Genomic DNA, 12,539 nt, shown 5'->3' with positions numbered 1-12,539 from the left:
ATACCGATGCACGGCAAGCCGTCGCGCATCCGCGTCTCCAAGCCCGGCATCATCTTCTCGGGCCTGCCCAAGGAAGTCACCGTCGGCCGCTACCACTCGATCTTTGCCGATCCGGTGCGGCTGCCCGACGATTTCATCGTCACGGCCGAGACCGAGGACGGCGTCATCATGGCCTTCGAGCACCGCAAGGAGCCGATCGCCGCAGTGCAATTCCACCCGGAATCGATCATGACGCTCGGGCACAATGCCGGCATGCGCATCATCGAGAACATCGTCGCCCACCTGCCGCGCAAGGCCAAGGAAAAGGCCGCCTGACGATCATGGCCGAAGCCGAGAACACGATGGCGATCGCGGCCAAGGCGGCCGCGAAGCGCAAGGTCGCGAACCTCGCCTTCTGGTCGATTATCGTCGCCTTTGTCGTGCTCGCGCTGAAAGCTGCCGCCTGGTACGTCACCGGCTCAGTCGCACTCTATTCGGACGCACTGGAATCGATCGTCAACGTCATCGCCTCGGTCGCCGCCTTCTGGGCGATCCAGATCAGCCACAAGCCGGCCGACCAGGATCATCCCTTCGGCCATCACAAGGCCGAGTATTTCTCGGCAGTGCTGGAAGGCGTGTTGATCGTGCTTGCCGCGCTATTGATCCTCAACGAGGTCTGGCGCTCCTGGCAGACTCCGTCACCCTTGGAACAGCCTTGGGAAGGTCTTGCGGTCAACGGCGTTGCCACGACTATCAACGCCTTCTGGGCCTGGACGCTGATCCGCGCCGGCAGGGCGGAGAAATCACCGGCACTGGTCGCCGACGGCAACCACATCATGACCGACGTGGTGACCTCGATCGGGGTCTTCGGCGGCCTGGTCGGGGCGATCCTGACCGGTTGGCAGATCCTTGACCCCGCACTTGCCGTCCTCGTGGCTTTGAACATCCTGTGGCAGGGCTGGCATGTCATCGGCTCGTCGATGAACGGGCTGATGGACCGCGCCGTCGACACCCAGGAGCACATGCGCATCCGCGACGTCATCTCGGCCAACTGCAAGGGCGCACTTGAAGTGCACGACCTCAAGACGCGCATCGCCGGCCGCGCCACCTTCATCGAGTTTCATCTGGTCGTCGACGCACACATGTCGGTCGGCGCCAGCCATGTCATCTGCGACCGCATCGAGGATGCGCTGAAGGCCGAAATCCCCTCGGTGCGCGTCACCATCCATGTCGAGCCCGACGACGAGGCCAAGCTGCCCAAGGGCACCACGGCCGTGCCGTTCGCATGAGGCGGTTCACCAGGTCTCGATTGAGAGATCTTTGATCCGCTCGAATTCCCGGACATTACGGGTCATCAGCGCAAGGTTCCGAGCGCGCGCTTGCCCACCGATCAACGCATCGTAGGGACCGATCGGAGTTCCTAACGTCGCAAGCGTTGCCCGAATCTCCCCAGCATGTCTTGCGTCTTCTCGGTCGAATTCGAGCACCGGGAACTGCAGAGCTTCGATGCGCGCCAAATTTTCAGCCCTTCGCTGGCTCTTTTCAGCACCATAGTGCAGTTCGTGCGCGACGATCGCAGAGAGGGCATAGTCCTGCGGCCTGTGCCGTTTTAGCAGCGCCAACAGACCCGCGTCGCCCTTGATGACCGCGATGACGGCATTGGTGTCGAGCAGGTAGATCACTTGAAAACGTCATCCAAGGCAGGTCGATCCTGCCCGTCTTGACGTTCGAGCGCCGCCTCGGCGAAATCGTTATCAAGCGGTCCGATCACTTGGTCTAGCCACGCCCAGTCCTGCGCAAGCGGTTCCAGAATGACGGTTTGCCCGTGACGGCGGATCGAAACCTCATCTGTTTCGAAACGGAACTCCTTGGGCAGACGCACAGCTTGTGACCGGCCCGACCAGAACACTTTCGCCTTGTCCATCACGCTATCCTCAAATGAGATATAGCAAAGATATATCCCTTCATGGCGACGTAGACAAGTCCGAGCTCAGGGCGAGCAGGCCGATTGCGGCATTGGCTTCAGCCGATAGACCTTGTCGTCGGATTTCGTCTTTCCGGCGTCCGCCTTCGAACACAGGTCGACGATTGCAAGCGCGCTGTTTGGGTTGGCCAGCATCATCGTGCCGTTGGCGCCACGCTTGAGGAAAATCTCCTTCTGCGCGATGTCGCAGGAGAAATCGCTCATCTTCGTGCTGGCCGCGCAGCGCCACTGGTCGGCTTCGCCCTGGCAGGAATAGGTCTGCGTCACCTTAGCCGATTTCTGCCGTGTGGTGACGGTAACGGCAATGTCGGCGCCGTCTGGCCAATTGGCGGTGTCACCGCCCGAGGCGAAGGACGCCAGTTCTACCTTGCCGCGGAAAACCCGGATCGACTGGGTGAGTTGATCGGGGTGCGAGCCGAGATGCGCTGCATCGTAGTCGCGCCCGTAGCAGAACGCCTGGTCCGGCTTCAGCCGCTCGCGCAACGGAGCTCCGAGCGCAGCGGCGACTGGATCGATGCGCGCGAACTCCGCCTGGCAGGTCGCTGCCGGCATCGGGTCGAGGCGGAAATTGTCATCCTCCGAGCCGAGCGCCTGCCTGTCATATTCCGCTGCGCCAAGCTCCTCTTCTGATCCGGCATCGAGATAGATGTCGGGCTGCAGATCCGAGAGGAACAGCCGACCCTTGTCATCGACCTTCAGCGACGCAAGCGTCCGGTCGCATTCCATGCCGCAATGGACCGGGCCCGTCTTGCCGTCCTCGGAAGCATGATTGCACCAGCCGCCGGCCCATTCAGGCGACTTGGCGCCGCGCACCGTGGTGGCGATGAAGGCATTGTAGGACGTGTCGGAATTCCCGGTCGGCTCCTCGTTCGGCCGGCTGACCGGATCATGGCCGTAGTAGAAGAAGATCCGCGCCACCTTCTGCTTCGGGTGCGCCTTGAGATGCGCCGCATCATAGACGCGGCCGAAACAGGCATCAGCGCCGTTCGGACTGAGTTCGGTAAGCTTCAGCGCATCGTCGGCGGAGGCCGATCCGGCAAGCGCGCCGAGCAGCACGGCGCAAAACCCGGCGCCGGCAACCGTCTTCCATTCCCCCAACCCAAACGCCCATTCCTTCAACGCCATGTGACCTCTCCTCCGCATCGAAAGGACGCAACGGCAATTTATGCTAGTATTGCGGCTGGAGTCACGCAATTCGCGGTCAGCCGCCAAGCGGAGGATGATGCCATGCGCCGGCGCGATATGTTCCGCACGGTTCTTGCCGGAACCGGAACGCTTCTCGGTCTGCGGGCAGCACAGGCAGCCGCCACCGAGCCCACAAGGCAAAAAGTCGCCTACCACTTGAGCGACAGCGACAAGGTCAATTTCGTGCTCGGCAACATCAAGAACCATTATGAAGGCACCGGCGGCAAGGTCGACATCGTGCTGGTCGTGCATGGTCCCGCGCTCGCGGCCTTCAAGTCGAAAGGCATATCGGCCGCGATTTCCGGGCGCTTCGCCGGCCTGGTGCAGCAGGGACTGGAACCCCACGCCTGCGCCAACACCATGCACGGCATGGACATTACACTCCCCGACCTGCTCGCCGGATTTCATGCCGCCGACAAGGGCGGCGTCGTCAAACTCGCCGAACTGCAAGGCCAGGGTTACGCCTATCTGCGTCCGTAGAGCGGTTTGTTTGACGCAAATCCCCCGGGGAAAGCGCTCACACTTTTCCTTGAATTGCTCCAAGGCTTGAACACCGGGGTGGCAAGGGCCTACGAAGGGCAGGCAGACATCCCGGAGGAAGAACCGTGCCAGCCACCACACTCAGCATACCCGATCTTGCCGGCAAGGCAGTGCTGGTTACCGGTGCATCGACCGGCATCGGGGCGGCGCTCGCGCTGGCCTATGCAGCGCAGAAATGCAAGGTGGCGTTGCATTATAACTCGAGCCGCGACGCCGCCGAGAAGCTCGGCCTGACGATTGCCGACAAGGGCGGCGAGGTGTTTCTCGTCCAGGGCGATTTCTCCGTTGCCGCCGATGTCGAGCGCGTCGTCGAGGACAGTGCGCAATATTTCGGCCGCCTCGACGGGCTGGTCAACAATGCCGGCGGCATGCTCGGCCGCATCCCCTATGCCGAGCAGACCGAGGCGCATTACGATGCGGTGATGGACCTCAACGCCCGTTCGGTGCTGACTGCTTCGCGCAAGGCGATCCCGTGGCTGAAGAAACAGGGCGGCTTCATCGTCAACACCTCGTCGATCGCCGCCCGCAATGGTGCGGGCGGCGGCGCCGGGCTTTACGGCTCGGCCAAGGCCTTCGTCTCCAATGTGACGCGTGGCATGGCCAAGGAGCTGATCGGCTTCGGCATCCGCGTCAACGCGGTGGCGCCCGGCACAATTCTCACCCCGTTCCACGAGCGCTATTCGACCGACGAGCAGATCAAGGGCATGGTCGCCACCATTCCGCAGGGACGCGCCGGCACGGCGCAGGATTGCGTCGGCGCCTATCTGTTCCTCTCTTCCGACCTTCTCAGCGGCTACATCACCGGCCAGGTGATCGAGGTGAATGGCGGCCAGTTGATGCCTTGAACGGCTATCGGCATACTGGCGATCTGCACGCTCTTGTCGAAAACCTCAAAGGGAGACAACGGAATGTACGGACTGATCGGCAAGATGCGGGCGTCGCGCGGCCAGCGCGACGCGGTCATGGACCTCCTGCGCGCCAGCACCGGCGCCCTGCCGGGCTGCCTGAGCTATATCATCGCCCGCGATCCCGCCGATGCCGACGCGATCTGGGTCACCGAAGTGTGGACCGACGCCGAAAGCCACAAGGCCTCGCTGCAGCTTCCCGAAGTCCAGGCGGCGATCGCCAAGGCGCGGCCGTTCATCGCCGGCTTCGAATTCCAGGTCGAGACCCACCCCGTCGGCGGCTTCGGCCTAGCCGACAGCAAGACGGGGTGAGTTCGATGCCAATTTTGAGGAGCAATCTTTGACGCAGACAGTAAACATTCGCGATGCGAAAGCTCATCTGTCGCGCCTTGTGAGACGTGCAGCCCAAGGCGAGTCGTTTGTTATTGCCAAAGCCGGCAAGCCGTTGGCCAGAATCGTGCCGATCGAACAGCCGGCGCTGCAGGCGCGACGGGTCGGTTTTATGGCCGGCCAGTTTTCCGTCCCCGACGATTTCGACCGCACGGGTCGCAATGAGATCGAGCAACGGTTCAACGCCGGCTTGTGAGACCTGTTACTCGACACCTGGGCTGGTGAAACAATCATTTTTCTGTGAATCGCGGTTCGCATTTTTCGCCCTGCGGGTCTAAGAGCGAAACATGGATTCCTCGGCCGAGCAGCCCTCCCCGGACCTGCCCACACTCGAGCGCATGGCGCGGATGCGCAGGCTCTGGCAGTGGCTTGCCCTGCTGGTTGTTTCCTTGCTGTTTGCCGGCGCGCTGGAACTCGCCGCCCTGCCGGCGGCGCTGCTGATCGGGCCGATGCTGGCCGCCATCGTCGCCGGCACCAATGGCGCCACGGTGCGCGTGCCGCGTCTTCTGTTCGGCGCCGCCCAGGCGATCGTCGGCTGCCTCGTCGCGGCGTCGATCTCGGCCGACATCTTTCCGGTCTTCTACAAGGAATGGCCGCTGTTTCTTGGCGTCGTGGTGGCCACCGTCACAGCCTCCAGCCTGCTCGGCTGGCTGATCAGCCGCTGGCGCATCCTGCCCGGCACCACCGCCGTCTGGGGCTCGTCGCCGGGTGCGGCCACCGCCATGGTGCTGATGGCGGGTGCCTTCGGCGCCGATCAGCGGCTCGTCGCTTTCATGCAATATCTGCGCGTCATCTTCGTCTCGATGACGGCGGCACTCGTTGCCAAGATGTGGGTCGACACGTCTGAGGTCGAAATCCCCGCCATCGTCTGGTTTCCGCCGATCGATGCCCAAGCCTTCGCCGCCACCATCGGCATCGCGGTCGTAGGCGGCCTGGCGGGAAAGTTGTGCCGACTGCCCTCGCCCTTCTTCCTCGGCACCTTCATCTTCGGCACCGTCGTCCATCTCGGCTTGGGCGTGGAAATGCAATTGCCGCAATGGCTGCTGGCCGTCAGCTACGCCATGGTCGGCTGGTCGATCGGCCTGAACTTCACAAGGGCGATCCTGCGCCATGCGGCGCACGCCTTGCCGCAGATCATCGCCTCGATCGTGGCCTTGATCGCCTTTTGCGGCGGCCTTGCCTTCATGATCAGCCATCTCCTGGGCATCGATCCGCTGACCGCCTATCTGGCGACCAGCCCCGGCGGCATGGACAGCATCGCCATCATCGCTGCAGCAGCGCAGAACGTCGACATCTCTTTCGTCATGGCGCTGCAATCGGTGCGCTTCCTGATCGTGCTGCTGGTTGGCCCGAGCGTGGCGCGGCTGGTGGCGAGAGGCGTCAGGCAATAGGCAGCGGCTAGTCCTCGCCGCCCTCGCCCACGCTGTGCGCGTCCCGGCGCCAGTAGGCCGTAACCAGGTGGCGGTCGCGCGGCAGGCCCCACTGTTTACGCACGATCTTGCGGATCTCCCGGAAATCGCCAAATTCGCAACCGACCCAGACGTACAGGCCGTCGGCAAGCGCCATGTGCTTGCGCTCGCGCAAGGCGGCGGACAACAGGCCCGCGGTGCCGGCCTCGCGGCCGTGCCGGTAAAGCCAGGTGATGTCGATATTATCCCCTTGCGCCAGCGCCATCCGGTCGTCCGGCCCATCGATCTCGATCAGCGCCTCAGCGCGTGTTGACGGCGGCAGATCTTCCAGAATCCTGCCTATGGCGGGAAGTGCTGTGTCGTCGCCGAGCAGAAGCAAGGTCTGCGCCACCGGAGCGTCGCCGCCACCGGGTCCGATCATGCCGATGACATCTCCCGCCCGTGCATTTTGCGCGAAGCTGGCGGCGGGCGTCTCCTGGCCGGGGTGCAGCACGAAATCGACATCGAGCCAGCCGCTTGCGGCATCCAGCGCCCGGATCGTGTAGACCCGCACGGCAAGCGCATCGTCGCCCGAAGGCCAGACAATCAAGCCATCGGCACCCATCGACGGCCAGAGCGGCTGGCGGCCAGCCGGCGGCAGCAGCAGCCGTATGTGCAGGCCGCCATGGCTAAACCGGCCGAGATCCTTACCGGCGAAGCGCAGACGCTGCATATGCGCCGAGAACCGCGTCGACGACATCACCGTGATCTCGCGGAAGAAGACCGGCATGCCGGCGTCAATGCCGTCGCCTTGCCAATGGATGCCCCTGGTCGTGCCGAGATGTTCGGCGACATGGCCGGCAACCGTCATCTTCATGTAGGACAGGCAGGTTTCGTCGGACGCCGCGACGCGGATCAGTACGCTTTCATTATCGAGCGTGGCGCTCAACGAACCATAATAGAGGCGAAGCTCCCATTGGTCGGCGACGCCGGTGTCGATCTCGAATTCGCTGTGCTCGGCGCGCAGCCGGTCCATCACCGACCTGATCGCCGCGTCGCTGATCCGGGTTTGCGCGCTCAATTGGTCCATCATTCAAGTCCTATGCAACAGTTCGGGGCAAGCGCCGCAGCGCCCCCGCGGTCAGCGGCATGCCACAGCCGCTCAAGCGCTTCCACACAAACATGACTATCACTGTCATATTATGCGATGAACGCCTAGCGCGCCGCAAGGCGATCGGGAAGGAAATCGACGAACACGCGCACCTTCGGCGACAAATGGCGGTTGGAAGGCCACAGCATCCGGAACTGGCCACGGCCGTCGACATGACCGTCGAGAACGGTACGCAGCCTGTCTTCGTGCAGCGCCTCACGCACCAGGAAATCCGGCATGCAGGCGATGCCGAGGCCGGCGATCGTGGCGCCCTTCAATGCTTCCATGTTGTTGCAGGTCAGCATCGAGCGGATCTGCGGTTCAGCGCTTCCGGTTATGAACGGCCACTCCAGCAGCCTGCCGCTGTTGAGGAAGCGGAAGTTTATGCCGAAATGCCTGATGAGATCCGCCGGCTCGCCGGGTGTGCCATGGCGCTCGAGGTAGGAGGGCGCCGCGCACAGCAGCATGCGGAAGGGCGCAACGGGTCTCGACACGAGGCGCGAATCAGGCAGCTCGCCGCTGCGGATCGCGACATCGATGCCCTCGTCGATGACGTCGACGATCCGGTCGTTGAAATCGATATCGAGCTCGATCTCGGGATAGCGGGCCATGAACTCCGACAGCACCGGCAGCAACAGATGATAGGTGACGATCGGGGTGGATATGCGCAGCCGCCCACGCGGTGTTTCCCGTGTCCGCGACAGCATCGCCTCGGCATCGTCGATGTCGTCGAGGATGCGGCGCACCCGCTCGTTGAACAGCTTGCCCTCTTCCGTCAGGCCAATGCGCCGCGTGCTGCGCTGCAGGAGCCGCACGCCGAGTTCCTGCTCAAGCCGGGCGACACTTTTGCCGACAGCGGAAGCGAGATGCCAAGCGCCCGTCCGGCAGCGACGAAATTGCCGAATTCGGCGGTGCGGGCAAAGGCCAGGAGCCCGTTGAGACGATCCATCGTGTCATTCCATTCGAGCGTTTCAGTCCGATATACCAGGAGATATAACACCATTTTTCCTGAAATGCCGACGACCTATCTTGTCATCACGACCGGCTCCGCAATCGCGGCCCACCGGCGAGTGCTGTTTCAGATAGGAAAATCCATGACTTCCAGGACCACAACCGGCTCTGCCGAGAGATGGCTCGTGCTCTTGTCCGTGTGCCTTGCCGCGATGACGATGCCATTGACCTTCACCGGTCCGGCCGTCGCTCTGTCGCGCATCGCGGCCGATCTCAGCGGCAGTCCCATCGAGCTCAACTGGGTGACCAACGCCTTCATGCTGACCTTCGGCGCCACCCTGATGGCGTCGGGCGCCCTGGCCGACAACCACGGCCGCAAGCGCCTCTTCCTCGTCGGCCTCTCCCTCTATATCCTGGCATCACTGGGCGCGATGCTGGCGCCGGACATCATCTGGTTCGACATCTTCCGGGCCGTGCAGGGGATCGGCAGTGCGGCCGCCTTCGCTGGCGGCGCCTCGGCACTCGCCCAGGAATTCGAAGGGCCATTGCGGCTGCGCGCCTTCAGCTTCCTCGGCACCAGTTTCGGCATCGGCCTCGCCTTCGGCCCGATCGCGTCGGGCCTGCTCATCTCCGCATTCGGCTGGCGGTCGATCTTTCTTCTGGTTGTGGCACTCGCGATTGCCGCCGCCATGCTCGGCCTGCGCACCATCAGGGAATCGCGCGACCCGGATGCGACGGGCCTCGACTGGGCGGGAGCCGGCACCTTCACGATCGCGCTGGCGTCGCTGACCTATGGCGTGCTCCAGGCGCCGCAGAGCGGCTGGGCTGATCCCCTCGTCGTCACGCTTCTGGCCGCTTCTATCATCTGTTTTGTCGCCTTCGTCGTTGTCGAGCGGCAAGCACAACGGCCGATGCTCGATCTCACGCTGTTTGCCTACCCCCGCTTCGTCGGCGTCCAGTTCCTGGCTGCGGCACCCGCTTACGCCTTCGTCGTCCTGCTCGTCCTGTTGCCGATCCGTTTCATCGGCATCGAAGGGATGAACGAGATCAAGGCCGGGCAATTGATGATCTGCCTCTCAGGTCCGCTGCTGATCCTGCCGATGCTCGCCGGCCAGCTGGCGCGCTGGATCGCACCGGCCACCATCTGCGGCGTCGGCCTGCTCGTCGCTGCCGCCGGGCTTGTCTGGCTGAGCCTGACACCACCGGTCGATAGTGCGCTGATGGCGCCGCTGATGCTGATCGGCGTCGGCATCGCTCTGCCCTGGGGATTGATGGACGGGCTTGCGGTCAGCGTCGTGCCAAGGGAGCGCGCCGGCATGGCGGTCGGCATCTTCAACACCACCCGCGTCGCCTGCGAGGGTGTGGCGCTGGCGATCGTCATGGCGACGCTTTCCGGCTTTGCCGCCGCGCAGCTCGCCGCACAAGGAATGGCATCTTCGACGGACGCAGCGGCGGCAGCCCAGTTGCTGGTGACCGGCAATCTCGGCGAAGCAGCACAACATTTGCCCCAAGCCGGAGCCATTGTTCTGGTCCAGGCCTACGAGACGGCGTTCGACAGGCTGCTGATCGTGTTGGCGGCGATCACCGTCGTCACCGCCCTTGTCGTCTTCCTTGGCCTGCGTCGCGTATCGGCTTCCGAGCGCGAAACCGCCGCCCTGCCGGCATGCCAGAAAGGGTAGCCGTCAGCGGACGGGCCTCGCTATCAATCCAGCCTGTGCATCAGGTCCTCATCCAGCCAACGGCCGAAGAAATAGACCAGTTGCTTGTGCCACCACGGCCAGTCGTGGCTGACATCGCCGCCCCAATAATCGACCCAGGCGGGAATGGATTTGTCGCGCAGGATCTGTTCCAACCTGCGCGTCTCGACCAGCATCCGCTCTTCCCACGCGCCCTGCCCGCAGCAGAAGATCAGCCTGAGCGTCTTCAGCCGGGCCAGCAGTTTGGGATCGACGATGCCGGGCAGATAGTCCAGCGGCGAGTTGTAGAAAATGTCGCCCTCGAGCGCCCTGCCGAAAAAATCGCGGGCCGAATAGACGCCCGACAGCGCGATGACGCCGCTGGCGAGTTCGGGAAAGCGGAAGACGAAGTTCGAGGAGTGATAGCCGCCCATCGAACAGCCCGAGAACAGCGGCTTCAGCTTGCGCCCGCCATTGGCCTGCTCGGCCGTGGACAGGAAGTCCGGCAGCGCTTCCTCGCGCACATAGCGGAAATAGGCCTCGTGGCGGGCAATGCGATGAGCCGCGTCGGCATGCTTGTCGAAGAAGGATTCCGAATCGACGCCGTCGACCGTGAACAGCTGGATGCGGCCGGTGTCGATGAATTCGGCCAGTGCGCCCACCCCGCCGGAATCCTCGAACTGGTAGAACCGGCCCTGCGAGGTCGGAAACACCACCACCGGCCGGCCGGCATGGCCGTAGCGCTTGTATTCCATGTCGCGGCCGAGTTGGCTCGAGAAATTCTTGTGATAGGAAATGTCCATCGCCTCACGCCTTTTCCGCGTGGATGTACGCGACCGCTTCGCGCAGCGCTGCTTCGTCTTTCGAGCGCATCTGGTAGGCGTAATTTCCCATGGCGCGGCTGAAAACCTCTTCGATGGCCTGATGGTGGACGATCTTGTCGCGGTGCGCGGCTAGCACGTCCTCATGGCTGTGCAAATAGTGGAGGCGTCGCTTGCGGCTGGCATAGGCGGTGAAATATTTGCCCTCGTAAGGGCCGCCGGCGGCATCCCTGACCACCATGTCGGCCCACGCCGCATAGACATCGATGTCGAACGTATAGTTGATCGCATCGGTCATCCACGCGCCGGGCGGGCGCATGTTGACCTCCAGCGCGATGACACGGTCGTCCTTGGTCTCGAACAGCTCGATGTGGAAGAAGCGTTCCCGCACGTCGAATGCTTTCAGGATCTTTCGACCGGCCTCCTCGACCGCCGGGTTGATCCTGGGAAAGCAGGTATAGCTCATGTGGCGGTCCTTGTTGACCACCTCCATGACGCTCTGGTCGTAGCGGTGGCTGGCCGCCAGCACCACCTCGCCGTCGCGGTTGACCAGCCCGTCATAGGTCACCACCAGCCCCTCGATGAACTGCTCCATGACGAAGGTCACGTCCTCGGGCTTGTCCCGGAAGAACTGGTCGAGCTCCTTGGCGTTGGAGATCTTGAAGGTGTTCGATGCGCCGGAACCGCTGTCGGGCTTGACCACCACCGGATAGCCAACGCGCCGGATGAAGGTCATGGCCCCGGCGCGGTCGGAACATTTGCGCTGCGCGATGGTGTCGACGCCGCTCTTGCGGAAGAAGGCACGCATGCGGCTCTTGCGCTTCAGGTTCTTCACGAAATCGAGCTTGGTGCCGTAGATGTTGAAATCGGTGCGGATGTTGGCTTCCAGCTCCAGCCAGTGTTCGTTGAGCGATTCAAAGCGGTCGATGCGGCCCCACTTGTGGATGAAATGCCCCATTGCCCGGAACACCGGATCATAGTCCTCCATGTCGGCGACACGGTAGTACTCGCTGAGCGCCGCCTTCAGCTTGGCGTCGAGCGCGTCATAGGGCGCGTCGCCGATACCGAGCACCCTGGCCCCGGCCTTCTTCAAACGGTCGCAGAAATCCGCGCCATTGGCGGGAAAATGCGGCGAGAAGAACACGAAATTCATGGACGACCCCTCCCGGTGACTGGACATCGCAACCCGTCGCCCAAGTCTGGCCCATTTGCCGCGCCTGGGGAAGAGCACGCGCGTCGGGGTGCCGCCCGTCTCAACCAGCCGGCAGACAAATCGGACAACTCATCTGCTGCCTAATCCGGACGACTGCTTACGACACGGCCTGCCGAACTCAGCTGAACAAAGGCCTGGCGGCGACAGTCAGTTCGGCGGTGTTGGCAGCTTTTGTGCCGAAAGTTTTTTAATGATAGGAATTTTTTCTTGACTCCCTGCCCTCAGCTAAGGTACATTTTCATCCATGGTGCTGATTTGCGCCAGTGACCCGCCGAACAGGCGGGTTTTTTGTTTTACGCTTCGTCGGCCCACGCGCCGGCAAAGGCTCCGAAGCCTGTTAACCCGGATTCGTTTTCC

14 protein-coding genes and 1 pseudogene are annotated in these 12,539 nt (G+C 63.1%); 8 read left to right on the top strand and 7 right to left on the bottom strand.

The genetic code is table 11. The annotated features are described in order from the left end of the window. Both EN991_RS07410 and EN991_RS07405 read left to right on the top strand, forming a co-directional pair. Positions 1-315: gamma-glutamyl-gamma-aminobutyrate hydrolase family protein (locus EN991_RS07410; RefSeq protein ID WP_164768905.1), on the top strand; the 315-nt coding region annotated here is incomplete at its 5' end. A 5-nt stretch (positions 316-320) separates the two neighbouring features. Beyond that, positions 321-1,268, top strand: coding sequence for a cation diffusion facilitator family transporter (locus tag EN991_RS07405; RefSeq protein ID WP_127368482.1), 948 nt, complete (start codon positions 321-323; stop codon positions 1,266-1,268). 6 nt (positions 1,269-1,274) lie between these two features. Here the strand turns inward: EN991_RS07405 and EN991_RS07400 are convergent, their stop codons facing one another. The 3 genes from EN991_RS07400 to EN991_RS07390 all read right to left on the bottom strand — a co-directional run bounded on the left by EN991_RS07400 (position 1,275) and on the right by EN991_RS07390 (position 3,088). Continuing rightward, positions 1,275-1,661: a type II toxin-antitoxin system VapC family toxin gene (locus tag EN991_RS07400; protein WP_127368481.1), complete on the bottom strand. Its 387-nt coding sequence runs from the start codon at positions 1,659-1,661 to the stop codon at positions 1,275-1,277. After that, the gene (vapB, locus tag EN991_RS07395; protein ID WP_023760667.1) at positions 1,658-1,903 is read right to left on the bottom strand and encodes a type II toxin-antitoxin system VapB family antitoxin; all 246 of its coding nucleotides are present in this window, start codon (positions 1,901-1,903) and stop codon (positions 1,658-1,660) included. The genes EN991_RS07400 and vapB overlap by 4 nt, the downstream gene beginning before the upstream one ends. A gap of 66 nt (positions 1,904-1,969) precedes the next feature. After that, a complete protein-coding gene (locus EN991_RS07390; protein WP_127368480.1) occupies positions 1,970-3,088 on the bottom strand; it encodes a hypothetical protein in 1,119 nt (372 codons plus the stop codon). Between the two features lie 102 nt (positions 3,089-3,190). Between EN991_RS07390 and EN991_RS07385 the strand changes: the two genes are divergently transcribed. The 5 genes from EN991_RS07385 to EN991_RS07365 all read left to right on the top strand — a co-directional run bounded on the left by EN991_RS07385 (position 3,191) and on the right by EN991_RS07365 (position 6,374). Next, on the top strand, positions 3,191-3,628 hold the full coding sequence (locus EN991_RS07385; protein WP_127368479.1) for a DsrE family protein: 438 nt from the start codon (positions 3,191-3,193) through the stop codon (positions 3,626-3,628). Positions 3,629-3,753: 125 nt separating this feature from the next. Further along, a complete protein-coding gene (locus EN991_RS07380) occupies positions 3,754-4,533 on the top strand; it encodes an SDR family oxidoreductase (protein ID WP_013529934.1) in 780 nt (259 codons plus the stop codon). 63 nt (positions 4,534-4,596) lie between these two features. Beyond that, the gene (locus EN991_RS07375) at positions 4,597-4,905 is read left to right on the top strand and encodes a putative quinol monooxygenase (protein WP_013529933.1); all 309 of its coding nucleotides are present in this window, start codon (positions 4,597-4,599) and stop codon (positions 4,903-4,905) included. Positions 4,906-4,933: 28 nt separating this feature from the next. After that, positions 4,934-5,179, top strand: a complete 246-nt coding sequence (locus EN991_RS07370; protein WP_127368478.1) for a type II toxin-antitoxin system Phd/YefM family antitoxin — start codon at positions 4,934-4,936, stop codon at positions 5,177-5,179. Between the two features lie 91 nt (positions 5,180-5,270). Further along, the gene (locus tag EN991_RS07365; RefSeq protein WP_127368477.1) at positions 5,271-6,374 is read left to right on the top strand and encodes an AbrB family transcriptional regulator; all 1,104 of its coding nucleotides are present in this window, start codon (positions 5,271-5,273) and stop codon (positions 6,372-6,374) included. Between the two features lie 7 nt (positions 6,375-6,381). Here EN991_RS07365 and EN991_RS07360 read toward each other — a convergent pair whose 3' ends face one another. Further along, positions 6,382-7,461 carry a siderophore-interacting protein gene (locus EN991_RS07360; RefSeq protein ID WP_164753626.1) on the bottom strand — a complete coding sequence of 360 codons (1,080 nt, stop codon included), beginning with the start codon at positions 7,459-7,461 and terminating at the stop codon, positions 6,382-6,384. A gap of 125 nt (positions 7,462-7,586) precedes the next feature. Further along, positions 7,587-8,470 (bottom strand): annotated as a pseudogene (locus tag EN991_RS07355) (LysR family transcriptional regulator). A 145-nt stretch (positions 8,471-8,615) separates the two neighbouring features. On the opposite strand from EN991_RS07355, the gene EN991_RS07350 reads away from it, so the two are divergent. Continuing rightward, positions 8,616-10,151, top strand: coding sequence for an MFS transporter (locus tag EN991_RS07350; RefSeq protein WP_127368475.1), 1,536 nt, complete (start codon positions 8,616-8,618; stop codon positions 10,149-10,151). Between the two features lie 23 nt (positions 10,152-10,174). Here EN991_RS07350 and EN991_RS07345 read toward each other — a convergent pair whose 3' ends face one another. Together EN991_RS07345 and EN991_RS07340 are read right to left on the bottom strand one after the other, a co-directional pair. Further along, entirely contained in the window at positions 10,175-10,951 is a 777-nt protein-coding gene (locus EN991_RS07345) for an esterase family protein (protein WP_013529927.1), read from the bottom strand. 4 nt (positions 10,952-10,955) lie between these two features. After that, complete coding sequence (locus tag EN991_RS07340; RefSeq protein WP_024504514.1) at positions 10,956-12,122, bottom strand: ATP-grasp domain-containing protein; 1,167 nt, start codon at positions 12,120-12,122, stop codon at positions 10,956-10,958. Between the last annotated feature and the right edge of the window lie 417 nt (positions 12,123-12,539).

It is taken from the genome of Mesorhizobium sp. M7A.F.Ca.US.005.03.2.1, from assembly GCF_003997795.1.
GTDB lineage: Bacteria > Pseudomonadota > Alphaproteobacteria > Rhizobiales > Rhizobiaceae > Mesorhizobium > Mesorhizobium ciceri.
Note: the sequence above shows the minus strand (reverse complement) of the source record. Positions and strands in the feature narration are given on the sequence as shown.